The following is a 15,980-nucleotide window of genomic DNA, read 5'->3' on the forward strand; positions in this document are numbered from 1 at the left end:
TCAGTTGTTGCGCGGCACGCCGGCGGACGGGGGCGCACTGTGTGCGGAGCTCACCGCCCAGCCGGTCCGCGCCAGCCAACCGGTGAGGGTGAGCAGTTCGGGGAACTGCCGGCGCAGCGCGGGGATGTCCGCCCGGTAGCCGATCCGGTTCAGCCAGCCGTACGCGGTCGCCTGCCACTCGCTCTGCCGTCGCAGCTCCGCCATCGGCACCGGCTCGAACCGGGTGGGCAGCCCGGTGTGGCGCTGGAACGCTTCGGCGATCTGGTCACCGGTCAGCTCGTCCCCGGCCAGCTCGACCTTCGCCCCGATGGTGGACGGGTCGTCGAACGCCGCCGCGGCGAAGAACCCGATGTCGCCGGAGGCGATCATCTGCAACGGTTTGCCGGGGGCAAGGCCACGCCGGTACACCAGCCCGCCGTCCTCCAGCAGCGGCGGGTACTGACCGAAGTTGTCCATGAAGTAGGTGGGGCGCAGGAAGGTCGCGGGCAGATCGTGCTTGCGGATCCGCTCCTCGATGCGCAGTTTCGCCTCGCGCCAGAACACCCCCTCCGGGCGTTCGGCCCCGCCGACCGAGCTGTGCACGAAGTGCCCCACCCCGATCTCTCCGGCCACGTCGGCGATGTTGACGCCGTGCCGCTCCTCCGCAGGCACACCGCCCTGACTCAGCGGCGTCTGCACGCTGAACACCCCGTACGCCCCGGTCATGGCGGCACGGATCGACCCGATGTCGTCCAGGTCGCCGACGACCAGCGTCGCGCCCAGGGCCCGCAGCTCCCGGGCCGCGGGTCGCTCTGGGTCCCGGACGAACGCGTGCACCGGCCAGCCCCGGCGCAGCAGGTGCCGGGCGGTCCCACCGCCCTGCTTCCCGGTTGCGCCGAAGACCAGCACCCACCGGTCTGCGCGTGATGACACGGCCGCCTCCTCGTACCTCGTCGCGATCCGCGCGGACCTCCCGGCCACCGCCGGCGCCGCACCCTGCCGCCGAAGGCTCACCGACCGGGATAGAGCCGGGTTCGAGAGCCAGTCGAGGCCGGATTCGAGTCAGTCTCGAGCCCGCTTCCAGTCCGGAGCGAGCCCTCGCTCGGACGATCAGGGCCCCCGGCGTGACCACACGTCGGGGCCCCGGTGTGACAGCGCGGGGCGAGATGCCGACGAGGGGCAGGATGACGTGATCTTCACCGCGGACGAGCTCGAGTACCTGAAGTCGCAGCGACTCGGCCGGCTGGCCACGATCCAGCCGAACGGCAGCATCCAGAACAACCCGGTCGTCTACTGGTACAACGCCGAGGCGGACTGCATCGACATCGGTGGACGCGCGATGGCCACCACCCAGAAGTTCAAGAACGTGGCCGCGAACGGCAAGGCGTCCTTCGTCATCGACGACGTGGTGTCGCGGCGGCCGTGGCGGGTGCGGGGCATCGAGATCCGCGGCCACGCGGAGGCGCTCATCGACCAGCCGGTCCCGCCGGAGCTGGAGTTCCTCTCTCCCGAGCTGATCCGCATCCGCCCGCAGCGCCTCTTCACCTGGGGTCTGGACCCGGAGCAACTCGCGATGGTGCGACGGAACGTCACCCCCGCTGGCGCGACGCACTGACCGCGGCGACGAGACCGTACCCGGCCACCCACGTCGCGCCCGGTGGACCGGGCGTGCGGACGTACAAGGAGACGACAGCTGTGACCGAGAACCTTCGTCAGCTCGCGGAAGCGGGCGTGACCATCTGGCGCGACGATCCGGCGACCGCCGGCCCCGGTCATCCACTGGTGTCCGGCCTCGCCATCGGCGTCGCCGCGCTGCTCGCCGAGCTCACCGGCCCGCAGGGTGGCGCCGGGCTCGCCGGGGCGGACGGCGACGTCGACGACGCCGTGCGGGGGGCCGCCGCAGGGGTGGCTCAGCGGGCCGCGGACGCACTGCGACCGAGGTACGACGCCTCGGGCGGCCGCGACGGCCTGGTGAGCCTGGAGATCGACCCCCGGCTGGCCGACGATCCCGACGGCACCGTGGCCGAGGCACGGCGGATCACCGAGCTGGTGGACCGGCCGAACCTGTTGCTCGCCGTCCCGGCCACGGCCGCCGCGCCCACGGCGGTGACCGCCCTGCTGGCCGAGGGGATCGGGGTGAACGTGACCCAGGTGTACGCCCCGGCGCAGGTGCGAAGCGTGCTCGACGCCGTACGGGAGGGGCTGACGGCCGCGGAGGGCTTTCCGCCCGCGATCGTCTCGGTGCCGGTGGCCGACGTGGACACCGAGGTTGACAAGCGGCTCTGGGCAATCGGCACGGACGGCTCGGCCCGACTGCGTGGCACCGCGGCCCTGGCCGGCGCACGGATGGCGTTCGCCGCGTTCGAAAACGCCCTGCGCGTCCGCGGCTGGACCGACCTGACCGCCCTGGGCAGCCCTCGGCCACGGCTGGCCTGGACGTCGACGCAGGTCCGCGACCCCTACTACCTGGAGACCCGGTATGTCGACGAGTTGGTGGCCCCCGGCGTGCTGACCGTCCTGACGGCAGCCACCTTCGCCGCGGTGGTGGAGCAGAGCGAGGTGCGCGGCGACACCGTGCACGGCTCCTACGAGGACGCCCACGGCGCGGTGGAGCGGCTGACCTCGATCGGCATCGACCACGACGACGTGCACCGGGTGCTGCGCGAGAAGGCGAACGCCCGGGCCACCACCGCCTGGCTACGGTTGCGCGACACGGTCGCCGCGGCCCAGCGTCAGCCGGTCGGCTGAGGATGGCCGGTCGACGTACGGCCGCGCCGGAAGAGGTTGTCCCGGCCCGTTCGGCACTGCGCCGGGCCCTGCGTCGGGCCCGGGACGGGGTCAGCCTCGACGTCGGCGAGGCGGCGGTGCTGCTGGCCGCCCGTGGCGAGGATCTGGAGGAGCTGATCGGCGTGGCCGGCCGGGTACGCGACCAGGGCCTCGCCGCGGCGGGCCGACCTGGCACGGTCACGTACTCACCGAAGGTCTTCATACCGCTCACCCGGCTGTGTCGGGACCGCTGCCACTACTGCACGTTCGCGACGGTCCCGCACCTACTGCCGGACGCGTACCTGAGCCCGGCTGAGGTGCTCGACATCGCGGCGGCGGGCGCCCGCGCCGGGTGCAAGGAGGCCCTGTTCACCCTCGGCGACAGGCCGGAGTCGCGCTGGCCAGCCGCACGCGAGTGGCTGGACGCGCACGGTTACCCGGACACGCTGGCCTACCTACGGGCGATGTCGATCCGGGTGTTGGAGGAGACCGGCCTGCTGCCGCACCTCAACCCGGGAGTGCTGTCCTGGTCCGATTTCCAGCGACTCAAACCGGTGTCGGTCTCGATGGGGATGATGCTGGAGACCACGGCGACCCGGCTGTGGAGCGACCCGGGCGGGCCGCACCACGGCTCACCGGACAAGGAGCCGGCCGTCCGGCTGCGGGTGCTGGAAGATGCCGGCCGGTCGGCGGTGCCGTTCACCACCGGCGTGCTGATCGGCATCGGGGAGACCCGGGCCGAGCGGGCCGAGTCACTCTTCGCGATCCGTCGGGTGGCCCGGGCCTACCGGGGCATCCAGGAGACGATCGTGCAGAACTTCCGCGCCAAGCCGGACACCGCGATGCGGGACGTGCCGGACGCCGAGCTGACGGAGCTGGCCGCGACGATCGCCGTGGCCCGGCTCGTGCTCGGGCCGTCGGCCCGGATCCAGGCACCGCCGAACCTGGTCGGTGAGCAGCACGGGTTGATGCTGCGGGCCGGTGTCGACGACTGGGGCGGCGTCTCCCCGGTGACGGCCGACCACGTGAACCCGGAACGCGCCTGGCCTGCGTTGGACGAGCTGGCACGGTGGACCGAGCAGGCGGGTTTCACGCTGCACGAGCGGCTGGCGGTCCAGCCGGAGTACATCCGCCGCGGCGGTTCCTGGCTCGACCCACGCGTCCTGCCGCACGTCCGGGCGCTCGCCGACCCGGAGACCGGGCTGGCGGTGCCGGGCCGCCGGCCGACCGGGATCGCCTGGCAGGAACCAGCGGACGGCTGGCGCGCGAGTGGGCGGACGGAGCTGCACCTCGACGTCGACCGCCGACCGGCCGAGGACCGACGTCGCTCCGACTTCTCGGAGGTGTACGGCGACTGGGACGCGTTGCGGGAGCAGGCGAGGGCGACCACTGCGCCGGCCGGAGGCCGGCTCGACAGCGACGTGGCGGCCGCGCTGCGGCGCGCCGAGCGGGACCCGGCGGGGCTCGGTGAGCGGGATGCGTTGACGCTGATGACCGCCGAGGGGCCGGGTTTGGAGCAGCTCTGCGCGCTGGCGGACGCACTGCGCGCCGAGGCAGTCGGCGGCGAGGTGACCTACGTGGTGAACCGCAACATCAACTTCACCAACGTCTGCTACACCGGATGCCGGTTCTGCGCCTTCGCCCAGCGGCGCAGCGACGCGGACGCGTACACGTTGTCGGTGGCCCAGGTCGGTGACCGGGCGGTCGAGGCCTGGCAGGCGGGCGCCACCGAGATCTGTATGCAGGGCGGTATCCATCCCGACCTGCCGGGCACCGCGTACTTCGACCTGGCCGCCGAGGTGAAGCGGCGGGCGCCCGGGCTGCACCTGCACGCGTACTCGCCGATGGAGGTGGTCAACGGCGCCGCCCGCACCGGCATGTCCATCGAGGACTGGCTCACGGCGGCCCGCTCGGCCGGGGTGGACTCGCTGCCCGGCACGGCTGCCGAGATCCTGGACGACGACGTGCGGTGGATCCTGACCCGGGGCAAGCTGCCGGCGGCGACCTGGGTGCAGGTGGTCACCACCGCGCACGGGCTCGGCATCCCGACCACCGCCACGATGATGTACGGGCACGTCGACAATCCTGCGCACTGGGTCGCCCACCTGCGGCTCATCGCCCGCCTCCAGGACCAGACGAACGGCTTCACGGAGTTCGTCCCGCTGCCGTTCGTGCACACCAACGCGCCGGTGTACCTGGCCGGCATCGCCCACCCGGGCCCGACGGAGCGGGACAACCGGGCGGTGCACGCGATGGCCCGCGTCCTGCTGCACGGCCGGATCCGCAACATCCAGGCGAGCTGGGTCAAGCTCGGTGTGGACGGCAGCCGCCTGATGCTGTCCGGGGGTGTGAACGACGTGGGCGGCACGCTGATGGAGGAGACGATCAGCCGCATGGCGGGCAGCCCGCACGGCTCCGCGAAGAGCGTCGCGCAGTTGCGGGAGATCTGCGCGCCGCTGGGCCGTCCGGTCCGGCAGCGGACCACGCTCTACGGCGAGGTGCCCGCCGAGCGGCGGGCGGCGGCAGGACCGGCGACACCCGAGCGGGCCTTCCTGCCGGTGATCGGGCACCACTGAGCACGGGTACGACGCAGCTCCGGGCGGCGACCGCCCGGAGCTGCGTCGTGACGGCGACTGGTCAGTCGGCGATCAGTGCCACCTTGCCCCGCACGTGGCCGGTCTCGACCTGGCGGTGCGCCTCGGCGGCCTGCCCGAGCGGCACGGTGCTGGCGACCTCGATGACCAGCTTGCCCTCGGAGTACAGGCGGGTCAGGTCATCGAGCTTCTGCACCGACCGCTCGGTGCCCACGCGACGGATGCCCAACTGGGCCGATCGCGCCCAGTCCGCGATCGTGACGATCCGCTCCGTGCTGCCGAGCAGCTCGACGGAGACGTCGAGCGCTTCGCCGCCGACCGCGTCGAGCACCGCGTCCACCCCCTCCGGCGCCGCCGCCCGGACCCGGTCGGCGAGCCCCGGCCCGTAGGTGACCGGGGTCGCTCCGAGCGAGCGCAGGTAGTCGTGGTTGCGCTCGCTGGCGGTGCCGATCACCTGGGCGCCACGGGCCTGCGCGAGCTGCACCGCGAACGAGCCCACGCCACCGGCGGCGGCGTGGATCAGCAGCGTGTCATCAGGCCCGACACGCAACTCGTCCAGAGCGGTGTACGCGGTCTGGCCGGAGGCGGTCAGCACCCCCGCCTCGGCCCACGACATCTTCGCGGGCTTGTGACCCACCTGGTCGGCGGGGACCACGACGGTGTCGGCGTACCCCTCCATGGTCAGGTAGGCGATCACCTCGTCGCCGTCGGCGAAGCCGCTGACGCCCTCACCGACCTGGTCCACGACGCCGGCGACCTCGTTGCCGAGCCGGACCGGGAAGGTCAGCGGGTTGTACGCGGCGAAGTCGCCGCGTCGGGTCGCGCAGTCGAACGGCTGCACCCCGGCGGCCTTCACCCGGATCCGCACCTGCCCGGGCCCGGCCACCGGATCCGGCACGTCGATGAGGTGGAGCACCTCCGGGCCGCCGTACTCGTTGAACACCACGATCTTGGCCATCTGGTTTCCTTCCGCCGGCGTCGGGCGCCGGTGTCGACGGTGGACATCTATCGAGGGTCGCGCAGGGCCGCCAGTCAACTCGCGGATTTCGTCTCCTGCCCGGCCGGGCCGTCACCCGCCCAGGCTGGCTGCTGCCGCCGCGCGTACGGCGGAAGCAGGAAGGTCAGCGCGAACGCAGTGGCCAGCAGCCCGACGGCGGCCCAGATGGTGGCGCGCAGTGCGGCAGCGAAGCCGCCGTGCGTGGCGTCCCGCCCGGCCTCGCCGACGACCGCGGTCACCCTGGCACCGTCGGTGGACGCGTCGGCGGCCCGGGCGACGTCCTCACCGAGCCGGCGGCAGGCGGCGGGAGCGGCTTCGGGGTGGGTTGCGTCGGCGCTTTCTCGGGCGCAGGCGCGCAGCCCGTCGACGATGCGTTGCTGCTCGGGTGCGGCCACGCCGACGGCTGCCAGCCGGGACCTGAGGCCGGCCGCGTCGGCGTCGACGGCCTGCGTGACCTGACCGCCGAGCAGGCTGAAGAACACCGTGCCCAGCACCGCCGCGCCGATGGCGCCGCCGAGCTGTTGCATGGCATTCAACGTCCCCGATGCCGAGCCGTACTCGGCGGGGCGCACTCCGGCCAGCACGATGTCGAAGAACGGGGAGAGGAACAGACCCAGGCCGGCGCCGTAGATCAGCAGCACGGGCGCGAAGTGCCACGGTGACACGTCTGCGCCCTCGACACGGAGCACCATGAAAACCCCGAGCACTCCGCAGATCATCAGCACGGTGCCCAGTTGCAGCGACCGGCGTCCCATCCGTTGGGTCAGCCCGACCGCCGCGGCCGCGAAGCCGACCAGGCTCCCCAGCGCCTGGGGCAGGACGGTGAGCCCGGCCTTGAGCGGTGAGAAGCCGAGACCGGCCTGGAGGAAGACGGCGAACACCAGGGCGAAGCCCACCATGGAGGTGAAGATGGCCAGCCCGGTCGCCAGGCCACCGGTGAAGGCACGGTTGCCGAAGAGGGTGGGCACGATGAGCGGGTCGCCGCCGCGTCGCTGGACGCCGGCCTCGAACCGGGCGAAGCCAACGAAGAGCACCAGTGCCAGCGCGATGAGCAGGAAGATCCAGGCCGGCCAGCCGAGCTCACGCCCCTGCACCACGGGATAGACCAGCAGCAGGGCGGCGACTGCGGCCAGCACCGCGCCGGGCAGGTCGAGGCGGCGGGCGGCGGACTCCCGGCCGCCGGGCAGGAAGCGGGCTCCCGCCACGACGGCGAACAGCCCGAGCGGCAGATTGATCAGGAAGATCATCCGCCAGCCGGTGCCCCACAGGTCCGCGCCGATCAGGCCGCCGGCCAGCACGGGACCGGCGACCGAGGCGAGACCCATGGCCGGGCCGAAGACACCGAACGCGGTGGCCAACTCGCGGGGCGGGAAGACCGAGCGGATCACGCCGAGCCCCTGCGGGAGCATCACCGCACCGAAGAGGCCCTGGGCCACCCGGGAACCGATGAGCATTCCCGGCGACGCGGCGACGGCGCAGAGCAGAGAGGCCATCGTGAAACCGACCGCACCGACCAGGAACACCGGTTTGCGCCCGTAGAGGTCGCCGAGGCGACCGCCGGTGATCAGGCCGGCCGCCAGGGCCAGCGTGTAGCCGGCACCGAGCCACTGGATCAGCGCCGGGCCACCGCCCAGGTCGGCGCGGATCGACGGGGCGGCGATGTTGGTGACCAGGGTGTCGAGCAGGTTCATGATCGAGGCCAGCAGGACCACGGCGAAGGCCAGCCACCGCCACCGGTAGGCTCCGCCGGCCGTCGTCGGCTGCGGCGCGAGGACCACGTTGTCGGTCATGTCGCCCCGTCCGTGAGGGTGGATCCGAGCCGCCGGTCCGCCGTCGGCCGGGAAACAGTAGCCAAAAAGTTCGAAACTCGATACCTTCTAAAAGCGAAGTATTCTGGAGTCGGAGTAATCATGTCAAGACGAACGCGGGACGAGGTGGTCTTCGGCCTGATGCGCGCGTGGCGAGCTGCCCGTCTGCAGACCGATCTGCTCGACGACACCGCCTTCCACAAGATCGGCATCAACCGCACCGACGGGCGTTGCCTGGACGCACTGAGCGAAGGACCGATGACCGCGACCGCGTTGGCCCAGGCGTGCGGGATCAGCCCCAACGCGCTGACCACAGTGGTCGACCGGCTCACCGAACGCGGGCTGGTCGAGCGGGTCAAGGACCCGACCGACCGGCGGCGGGTGGTCGTCCGCCTCACCGGGCTGGCCGACCACATCAGCACCCAGTTGTACGGGCCGGTGGTGCAGTGGTCGCTCCGCAACTTCGAGAAGTACTCCACCGACGAACTCGAGCTCATCGAAGGCTTCATCACCTCCGGCCGGGAGTTCCAGGCCGAGCACGTCAGGTACATCAACGAGCTGGAGCTGTCCTGGAACGTCCCGGACGCACCGGCCACCGACGGCCCCGGCGAGGGCTGACCCACGACGTCCCGACTGGGGCGCGCCGCCGGAGCCGTCGTCCTCAACGACAGCAAAGGGAGCAGAACATGGCCACGACCACGGAAGACGTCCGCCCGGCTCTCGGTCGCCTCGGCGTCCGGGCCCTCCTCACCGTCTCGGCGGTCCTCGCCGCCGCCCTCGTCTACCTCCTCTTCGTCACCGTCGGCGGTTACGAGCTGCGGGTGCCGGAAACCCCCGGCTCGAGCGTCTCGCGTCCGATGGAGTTCGGCGAGATGGTCGGGGCAGCCACCATCGCCTGCTTCGCCGGCCTGGCCTTCCTGACGGTGCTGGAGCGCTTCACCCCCAAGGCCTTGACCATCTGGACGGTGGCAGCCGTCCTGCTCTACCTGGCGACGTTGCCCTACCTGCCCGGCTTTCGGGTGATGGACCGGGTGATCATCGTGCTCATGCACACCGCACTGGCTGCCGTGCTCATCCTCGGCCTGCGCCGGACCGCGGCTCGGCCGGTCTGACGGGCCGAGGGAGAGGAGGACGAGGATGCTCGTCGAGGTCTGGTCCGACATCATGTGCCCCTGGTGCTACATCGGAAAGCGGCGGTTGGAGAAGGCACTGGCCCAGCTGGGCGACCCCCGGGTCGGGATCACCTGGCGCAGCTACGAACTGCGGCCCGGCCACGTCCGGACGCCGGACATCACGCTCGGCGAGGGAATGGTGCGCTGGCGGGGCCGGACCGAGACCGAGGTGACCAAGCTCTTCGGCTGGATCCGCAGCCTGGGCGCCCAGGAGGGGCTGGAGCTCAACCTCGACACCGTCCGCCCGGTCAGCTCGTTCGACGCGCACCGGCTGACCCACTTCGCTGGCGCGCACGGACGGCGCGACGAGATGACCGAGCGCCTCTTCCGCGCCCACCTCACCGAGAACGTCAACGTCGCCGACCGTGAGGTGCTCGTCGGGCTCGCCGACGAGGTCGGGCTCGACGCAGCGACGGCCCGGCAGGTCCTCGACAGCGACCGGTACGCCGCCGAGGTGCACGCGGAGGCCCGCACCGAAGGGGTGGCCGCCGTGCCGACCGTGTTGGTCGAGCGCCGGCAGCACGTCGCCGGAGCGGTCGACGTTGAGGAGTATCTGGCGCTGTTCCGCCGGGCGAAGGTTTCTGCGACCCCGTCCTGACGGCGGCGGGGCCGGCCGGACAACGAGAATCCGGCTGGCCCCGCTCCGCGGAACCTGCTCACCCGGCGTCGAGTGGTGCCAGGGCAATCAGGCGTTCGTCGTACTCGACGCCGGCACCGTCCTCGCACAGCAGCGCCACCACCGTGCCGTGCACGTCCGCGTTGACCGGGATCATCAATTTCATCGCCTCGACGATGCCCACCTGCTCGCCGGGCGAGACGATGTCGCCCTCGGTGACGAACGGCTTCGCCCCGGGCTCCGGGGCCTGGTAGAACACACCGACCGTGGGGGCACGGACGAAGTGCTGCCCGGAGTCCGCGACGGCCCCGGCCGCCGTCGTGGCGGCCACCGACTCGACGGGAGTCGGCCGTGCCGCAGCGACGGCCGGCTCGGCCGTCGACCACTCCGCCTCCAGCGTCAGCTCACCGGCCCGGATCCGCAGCGCGGAGGGCTGCCGAGGCAGGTCGGCAAGAAATTGCAGGGCGTTGCGCCGTACGGCGTCCAGGGCAGCCGGGAGTTCGGGCGACGTCCGATCGGTGCCGTTGCCTGCGGCGGCGGTGTCTGGGCTCATTGCCAGCCTTCCTGCTCGGCGGGGGATCGAGGAACCACGGCGGTCAGTAGTTACCCAGGCCGCCGCAGACGTTGAGCGCCTGGGCCGTGACCGCCGCGGCGCTGTCGCCGACCAGGTAGTCGACCATCGCGGCGACCTCGTCGGGCTGGACGTAGCGGCCGAGCGGGACTCGGGCGGTGATCCGATCATGGGTCTCCTCTTCGGAGACTCCCCAGATGTCCGCGTAGTGCGCCCTCACCCGCTCGGCCATCGGCGTCTCCACAAAGCCCGGGCAGACCGCGTTCACCGTGATGCCGGCGCGGGCCAGCTCCAGGCCGAGCGCCTTGGTGAGGCCGACCACGCCGTGCTTCGAGGCCGAGTACGGCGCCGCGTGCACCACGCCCTGCTTACCGCCGGTGGAGGCGATGTTGATGATTCGACCACGCCCCCTCTCGAGCATGCCCCCAACCTTGAGCGCCTCCTTGGTCATCAGGAAGACACTGTTCAGATTGGTGTTGATCACGTCGAACCAGAGTTCGTCGGTGATCTCGGCGGTGGCCCCTCCGCCGCTGCGGCCGGCGTTGTTGACCAACACGTCGACCGGCCCGTAGCGGGCCACGGCCGCCGTGACGAACCGGCGGATGTCGTCCGGCACCGAGACGTCACAGCTCTGGCCGTCCACCTCGAAGCCCTCGTCGCGGAGCGCCTTGATCGTCGCCGACAGCTCCTCGTCGTGACGGGAGCAGATGAAGACACGGTGTCCGCCGGCGGCCAACCGCCTGGTGATCGACAGACCGATGCCACTGGTCGCCCCGGTCACGATCGCGACCGGCTGGTTACCCTCCACGGTTCCTCCACTGACCATCTCGTACGACAGGACACTGTGACGGTGGCGCAGCGGGCTCGAGGCCGCGTCGAACCGGTCTGGAACACTCCCCCGACCAGGGGCGCTCGCCGCGTTCTCGAGGCCAGTTCGAGGCCGGCGGGGCACGGTGGACGAAGTGGTCGGCAGGGCCACGGCGGCGTCTGCACCGGTGGCCCGGAGGGCGACCTGGACCGGCCGCCCAGTCTTTTCCCTGAGGAGCGCGATGATCGGTACCGAGTCCCTCACCGACCTGTACGTCGAGGTCCAGCACTTCTACGCACGACAGATGCACCTGCTCGACGGCGGCGCGTTCGAGGAGTACGCGGCGACGTTCACCGAGGACGGCGAGTTCACCCACACCCCGCAGCAGCCACCGGCCCGTACCCGGGCCGGCATCGTCGCCGAACTGAACCGGTTCCACCAGCGCTTCGCCGACGACCCGGTGGTCCGTCGGCACTGGTTCAACATGCTGAAACTGGACCCGCTCGACGACGGCGCCATCGCGGCCACCTACTACGCCCTGGTGGTCACCACCCGACCCGGCCGCAACGTGACCATCGCACCCAGCTGCGTGGTCCACGACGTCCTGGTCCGGGAGCACGGCGCGCTGCTCACCCGGTCCCGGAAGGTGGACCACGACCTCGTGCCGTGACCTGTGCATCGGCCTCCGGCGCGGCAGGGTCCACCCCTGCCGCGCCGCGTTCCGTTCGAGGGGCTGTCGGACAGACACCGCGCCGAGTACCCGGGTCTACCGGTCGGCCGTCACCCGCCCGGCGGCGAAGAGGTCGTCGACGAGGGCGGTGTTGTGCTCCGCCGCCCGAAAGGTCGGATGGTCGACGACCTCCCGGAGGAAGTCGCGGGTGGTGCTCATCCGGGGGCCGGTCACCCGGCACTCGTCAAGCGCACGCAGCATCCGGGCGATGGCCCGGTCCCGGTCCGGCGCCCAGACGATCAGCTTGGCCAACAGCGAGTCGTAGTTCGGCGGCACGACGTAGCCGGCGTACACGTGAGTGTCCACCCGGACGAACGGCCCGGCGGGCACGACGAACTCCTCGATCAGCCCGGGGGTCGGTGCGAATCCGGCGTCCGGGTCCTCCGCGTTGAGCCGGCACTCGATCGCCACGCCGCGGGGCTGGACGTCCCGCTGGGTCAGGGTCAGTCGCTCGCCGGCCGCCACCCGGAGCTGTTCCTGCACCAGGTCCACACCGGTGACCATCTCGGTGACCGGATGCTCCACCTGGATCCGGCAGTTGACCTCCATGAAGTAGTACCGGCCATCCGGGTCGACCAGGAACTCGAAGGTGCCCGCGCCGACGTACCCGACCTCCGACGCGCCCGCGACGGCTGCGGCGCCCATCCGCTCGGCGAGGCCCTCCGGCATCCGCGGCGACGGGGTTTCCTCGACGAGCTTCTGGTGCCGGCGCTGCACGCTGCAGTCGCGCTCGCCGAGGTGGATCGCGGCGCCGTACGCATCGCAGAGCACCTGGATCTCGACGTGCCGGGCGCTACGCAGGTACTTCTCCACGTACACCCGGCCGTCACCGAAGAGCATCTGGGCCGTGGCCCGCGTCCCACGGTGGGCGTCCGGGAAGTCCTCGGAACGGGACACCACCTGCATCCCGCGCCCCCCACCTCCGGCGACAGCCTTGATGATCACCGGGTAGCCGATCTCGTCGGCGAGCTGGTGGGCGGCCTCGGGCCCGAGCGGGTCGAGGCTGCCCGGCAGCAGTGGCAGGCCGGCGGCGGCCATGATTGCCCGCGCGGAGCCCTTGTCCCCCAGTTTCGCCATCACCGCCGAGGGCGGACCGATCAGGACGATCCCTTCCATGGCGCACGCCTCCGCGAAGTCGGGATCCTCGGAAAGGAAGCCGTACCCGGGGTGGATGGCGTCCGCGCCGGTGCGGCGGGCCGCCTCCAGGATCGCGGCGGCGCAGAGGTAGCTCTGCCGGGGTGGCGGCGGACCGATCTGCACCGCCTCGTCCGCGTACCGCACGACCGCCGAGTCGCGGTCCTGCGTCGAGTGCACGGCGACCGTGCGAATGCCCATCTCCCGGCAGGCGCGGGCAACCCGGAGCGCGATCTCGCCCCGGTTGGCGATCAGGATCGTACGGAACACGACTCTCCTTCGACGGCGGGGCGCGGACGGCGTACGCGCAAGGTGTTCACCGGCGTGGCTGGCTCATGGTGCGCAGCTCGGACTCGACGGTCAGCGCCGAGCCGTACTGGCGGAACCGGGCCCTGCGGTCGGCCCGCAGCTGCGGCCCGGTCAGCTCCCGCAGCTCACGCAGACTGCCGGCCAGGGCCCGGCGCAGGGCTTCCGCGGCGGCCAGCGGGTCGGCCCCGGTGCCGCCGTCCGGTTCGACCATCACCGCGTCCACGACGCCCAGCCGAAGCAGGTCCCGTGCGCCGACACGCAGCGCCGCGGCCGCGCGGGGCGCGGCTGCCGGGTCCTTCCAGAGGATCGCCGCGCAGCCTTCCGGCGAGATCACCGAGTAGACGGCGGAGGTGAAGGCCAGCACCCGGTTGGCGACCGCCAACGCCAGCGCGCCTCCGCTGCCCCCCTCCCCGATGATCACGGTGACCACCGGCACGGTCAGCGTGGCCATCAGCCGCAGATTCTCGGCGATGGCCACGGCCTGGCCCTGCTCCTCGGCGTCCGCACCGGGGTAGGCGCCGGGCGTGTCGACCAGCGTCACCACCGGCAGCCGAAGTTTCTCGGCCAGCCGCATCAGCCGGGCAGCCTTGCGGTAGCCGGATGGCATCGGCATGCCGAAGTTGCGCTGCGACAGCTCTGCCGCGGTGTGGCCCTTCTGCTGGCCGATCACCACGACCGGACGCCCGTCGAGCATCGCCGTTCCGCCGACCACCGAGGGACAGTCGCCGGAGATCCGGTCCCCGTGCAGCTCCTGAAAGTCGACGAAGGCCGTCGCGAGGTAGTCGAGCGTGGTCGGACGGGTCAGGTCGCGGGCCCGGCGGACCTGCTCCCACGGGTCGACCTCGGGCAGCCGGCCAAGGTCGCGCACCAGCACGTCGGTGCCCGGGTCGGGCCGGCCGTCGCCGGAGGACGGGCCCTCACCGGTGGCCGGGTCGGTGCCGGTGGTGGCGGCGCGCAGCAGCCGGCCGAGTTCGGCGCGGAGCCGGGGCCGGGGCACGATCCGGTCGACGACACCACGGTCGAGCAGGAACTCCGCGGTCTGGAACTCGGCCGGCAACTGCTGCCGGATGGTCTGCTCGATGACCCGCCGACCGGCGAAACCGAGCCGAGCGCCGGGCTCGGCCAGGATGACGTCGCAGAGTGTGGCGAAGGACGCCGCGACACCGCCGAAGGTGGGGTCGGTGATCAGGGAGACCGTGAGCAGTCCCGCCTCGTCGAGCTGCGCCAGCGCGGCGGCGGTCTTCGCCATCTGCATGAGCGAGAGCACGCCCTCCTGCATCCGGGCGCCGCCGGAGGCGGAGACGATGACCAATGGCGTACGACCGGCCAGCGCGACCTCCGCGGCCAGTGTGATCAGCTCGCCCACCGCGCTGCCCAGGCTGCCGCCCATGAAGTGGAAGTCCATCACCGCCAGGACCACCGGGACGCCCTCGACGGCCCCGCGCGCGCAGAGCACCGCCTCGTCCAGGCCGGTCCGGGCCCGGGCCTCCGCCAGGCGCGCCGGATACGGCACGGTGTCGACGAACTGCAACGGGTCCTCGCTGCGCGCCACCAGGTCGAGCCGCTCGTAGCGGCCGCCGTCGACGAGCTGCGTCAACCGCTCGACCGCGGTCAGCGCGGTGTACCGGCCGCACTCGGGGCAGACGCTGAGGTTGCGCAGCCACCGCTTGCCGTACACCGGGGTGGTGCAACCGGGGCAGAGCACCCACGCCGGCTCGTCCACGACCCGGTCCACGATCTGCGTCATCGGTCCACTCCCCCCGGCGGGCTATTCGCTGGCGAGGAGCAATCTGCCCGGGACCGCTCGAGCGGCGACCGAGGTTCGCTGGTGCCGGCGCACCCCAGCCCGACTCGACCCGGGCTCGAGCATCGACAGCCAGCGTGAGGTCGGGACGTTCGACGCCACCGACCGGAAGCAGAGGAACGAGATGATCTCAGCGGATCCGTCCGAGCTGGATGACACCCGTCGGGAACCACTGGACCCCGACGCCTTCCGAGCCGCGATGGCGTCCTTCCCCACCGGTGTCACGATCGTGACGACCCAGGGCCCCGAGGACACCCCGTACGGCTTCACCGCGAACTCGTTCTGTTCCGTTTCGCTGGAGCCGCCCATGATCCTCGTCTGCCTGTCCCGGACGGCCCGTTCGTTCCCGGTCTTCGAGGGTTGCAAGCAGTTCGCGGTCAGCATCCTGCAGGCACACCACACCGAGCTGGCCCGCCGCTTCGCCAGCAAGCGCGAGGACAAGTTCGCCCAGGGCCGGTTCGTCCGGACCACCAACGGGCTGACCGTGGTCGACGGCGCGGTGGCGGTGATCGAGTGCGACCTGCACCAGCAACACGACGCCGGCGACCACGTCATCCTGGTCGGTCTGGTGCACTCGGCGCGGATGGCGGAGAACCGGAGCCCGGCGCTCTACGTCGACCGCGCCTTCGGTGCGGTCGGCCCGGTGCCGCCCGGCTGATCGGGCGGCACCGGCCGGCACCGGTCGCCCGAAC

General features: G+C 71.9%; 15 protein-coding genes. 8 read left to right on the plus strand and 7 right to left on the minus strand.

The features are described 5' to 3' along the window. On the minus strand, positions 1 to 912 hold the full coding sequence (locus LADH09A_RS06420; RefSeq protein ID WP_238643899.1) for an NmrA/HSCARG family protein: 912 nt from the start codon (positions 910 to 912) through the stop codon (positions 1 to 3). A 256-nt stretch (positions 913 to 1,168) separates the two neighbouring features. Here LADH09A_RS06420 and LADH09A_RS06425 point away from each other — a divergent pair, with 256 nt between their 5' ends. From LADH09A_RS06425 to LADH09A_RS06435, 3 genes are all read left to right on the plus strand, one after another. After that, on the plus strand, positions 1,169 to 1,594 hold the full coding sequence (locus tag LADH09A_RS06425) for a PPOX class F420-dependent oxidoreductase (RefSeq protein WP_238643900.1): 426 nt from the start codon (positions 1,169 to 1,171) through the stop codon (positions 1,592 to 1,594). Positions 1,595 to 1,674: 80 nt separating this feature from the next. After that, positions 1,675 to 2,727 carry a transaldolase family protein gene (locus LADH09A_RS06430; RefSeq protein ID WP_238643902.1) on the plus strand — a complete coding sequence of 351 codons (1,053 nt, stop codon included), beginning with the start codon at positions 1,675 to 1,677 and terminating at the stop codon, positions 2,725 to 2,727. Between the two features lie 2 nt (positions 2,728 to 2,729). Then, positions 2,730 to 5,321, plus strand: a complete 2,592-nt coding sequence (locus LADH09A_RS06435; RefSeq protein WP_238643904.1) for a bifunctional FO biosynthesis protein CofGH — start codon at positions 2,730 to 2,732, stop codon at positions 5,319 to 5,321. A 61-nt stretch (positions 5,322 to 5,382) separates the two neighbouring features. Here LADH09A_RS06435 and LADH09A_RS06440 read toward each other — a convergent pair whose 3' ends face one another. Then, positions 5,383 to 6,297 (minus strand): NADP-dependent oxidoreductase, encoded by a 915-nt coding sequence (locus LADH09A_RS06440; protein ID WP_238643906.1) that lies wholly within the window; start codon positions 6,295 to 6,297, stop codon positions 5,383 to 5,385. 74 nt (positions 6,298 to 6,371) lie between these two features. Next, positions 6,372 to 8,126, minus strand: a complete 1,755-nt coding sequence (locus LADH09A_RS06445) for an MFS transporter (protein WP_238643908.1) — start codon at positions 8,124 to 8,126, stop codon at positions 6,372 to 6,374. Between the two features lie 120 nt (positions 8,127 to 8,246). On the opposite strand from LADH09A_RS06445, the gene LADH09A_RS06450 reads away from it, so the two are divergent. The 3 genes from LADH09A_RS06450 to LADH09A_RS06460 all read left to right on the plus strand — a co-directional run bounded on the left by LADH09A_RS06450 (position 8,247) and on the right by LADH09A_RS06460 (position 9,914). After that, the gene (locus tag LADH09A_RS06450) at positions 8,247 to 8,762 is read left to right on the plus strand and encodes a MarR family winged helix-turn-helix transcriptional regulator (protein WP_274529100.1); all 516 of its coding nucleotides are present in this window, start codon (positions 8,247 to 8,249) and stop codon (positions 8,760 to 8,762) included. A gap of 68 nt (positions 8,763 to 8,830) precedes the next feature. Further along, entirely contained in the window at positions 8,831 to 9,256 is a 426-nt protein-coding gene (locus LADH09A_RS06455) for a DUF6069 family protein (RefSeq protein ID WP_238643910.1), read from the plus strand. A 25-nt stretch (positions 9,257 to 9,281) separates the two neighbouring features. Further along, positions 9,282 to 9,914: a DsbA family oxidoreductase gene (locus tag LADH09A_RS06460; protein ID WP_238643912.1), complete on the plus strand. Its 633-nt coding sequence runs from the start codon at positions 9,282 to 9,284 to the stop codon at positions 9,912 to 9,914. Positions 9,915 to 9,972: 58 nt separating this feature from the next. Here the strand turns inward: LADH09A_RS06460 and LADH09A_RS06465 are convergent, their stop codons facing one another. Then, positions 9,973 to 10,485, minus strand: coding sequence for an acetyl-CoA carboxylase biotin carboxyl carrier protein (locus LADH09A_RS06465; RefSeq protein WP_238643914.1), 513 nt, complete (start codon positions 10,483 to 10,485; stop codon positions 9,973 to 9,975). A gap of 43 nt (positions 10,486 to 10,528) precedes the next feature. Next, positions 10,529 to 11,311 (minus strand): 3-oxoacyl-ACP reductase, encoded by a 783-nt coding sequence (locus tag LADH09A_RS06470; protein WP_238643916.1) that lies wholly within the window; start codon positions 11,309 to 11,311, stop codon positions 10,529 to 10,531. Positions 11,312 to 11,552: 241 nt separating this feature from the next. Here LADH09A_RS06470 and LADH09A_RS06475 point away from each other — a divergent pair, with 241 nt between their 5' ends. Next, a complete protein-coding gene (locus LADH09A_RS06475) occupies positions 11,553 to 11,981 on the plus strand; it encodes a nuclear transport factor 2 family protein (RefSeq protein ID WP_238643917.1) in 429 nt (142 codons plus the stop codon). Positions 11,982 to 12,077: 96 nt separating this feature from the next. On the opposite strand, the gene LADH09A_RS06480 is transcribed toward LADH09A_RS06475, so the two are convergent. Continuing rightward, entirely contained in the window at positions 12,078 to 13,445 is a 1,368-nt protein-coding gene (locus LADH09A_RS06480; RefSeq protein WP_238643918.1) for an acetyl-CoA carboxylase biotin carboxylase subunit, read from the minus strand. A gap of 46 nt (positions 13,446 to 13,491) precedes the next feature. Continuing rightward, a complete protein-coding gene (locus tag LADH09A_RS06485) occupies positions 13,492 to 15,231 on the minus strand; it encodes an acetyl-CoA carboxylase carboxyltransferase subunit alpha (RefSeq protein WP_238643920.1) in 1,740 nt (579 codons plus the stop codon). Positions 15,232 to 15,412: 181 nt separating this feature from the next. On the opposite strand from LADH09A_RS06485, the gene LADH09A_RS06490 reads away from it, so the two are divergent. Then, positions 15,413 to 15,946 (plus strand): flavin reductase family protein, encoded by a 534-nt coding sequence (locus tag LADH09A_RS06490; RefSeq protein WP_238643922.1) that lies wholly within the window; start codon positions 15,413 to 15,415, stop codon positions 15,944 to 15,946. Positions 15,947 to 15,980 lie beyond the last annotated feature (34 nt).

It is taken from the genome of Micromonospora cabrerizensis (genome assembly GCF_022230955.1).
Taxonomy (GTDB): Bacteria; Actinomycetota; Actinomycetes; order Mycobacteriales; family Micromonosporaceae; genus Micromonospora; species Micromonospora cabrerizensis.

Coding starts and splice junctions, on each gene's coding strand:
- LADH09A_RS06435 (WP_238643904.1), top strand. CDS start 2,730: ATGGCCGGTCGACGTACGGCCGCGCCGGAAGAGGTTGTCCCGGCCCGT.
- LADH09A_RS06440 (WP_238643906.1), bottom strand. CDS start 6,297: ATGGCCAAGATCGTGGTGTTCAACGAGTACGGCGGCCCGGAGGTGCTC.
- LADH09A_RS06445 (WP_238643908.1), bottom strand. CDS start 8,126: ATGACCGACAACGTGGTCCTCGCGCCGCAGCCGACGACGGCCGGCGGA.
- LADH09A_RS06450 (WP_274529100.1), top strand. CDS start 8,247: ATGTCAAGACGAACGCGGGACGAGGTGGTCTTCGGCCTGATGCGCGCG.
- LADH09A_RS06455 (WP_238643910.1), top strand. CDS start 8,831: ATGGCCACGACCACGGAAGACGTCCGCCCGGCTCTCGGTCGCCTCGGC.
- LADH09A_RS06460 (WP_238643912.1), top strand. CDS start 9,282: ATGCTCGTCGAGGTCTGGTCCGACATCATGTGCCCCTGGTGCTACATC.
- LADH09A_RS06465 (WP_238643914.1), bottom strand. CDS start 10,485: ATGAGCCCAGACACCGCCGCCGCAGGCAACGGCACCGATCGGACGTCG.
- LADH09A_RS06475 (WP_238643917.1), top strand. CDS start 11,553: ATGATCGGTACCGAGTCCCTCACCGACCTGTACGTCGAGGTCCAGCAC.
- LADH09A_RS06485 (WP_238643920.1), bottom strand. CDS start 15,231: ATGACGCAGATCGTGGACCGGGTCGTGGACGAGCCGGCGTGGGTGCTC.
- LADH09A_RS06490 (WP_238643922.1), top strand. CDS start 15,413: ATGATCTCAGCGGATCCGTCCGAGCTGGATGACACCCGTCGGGAACCA.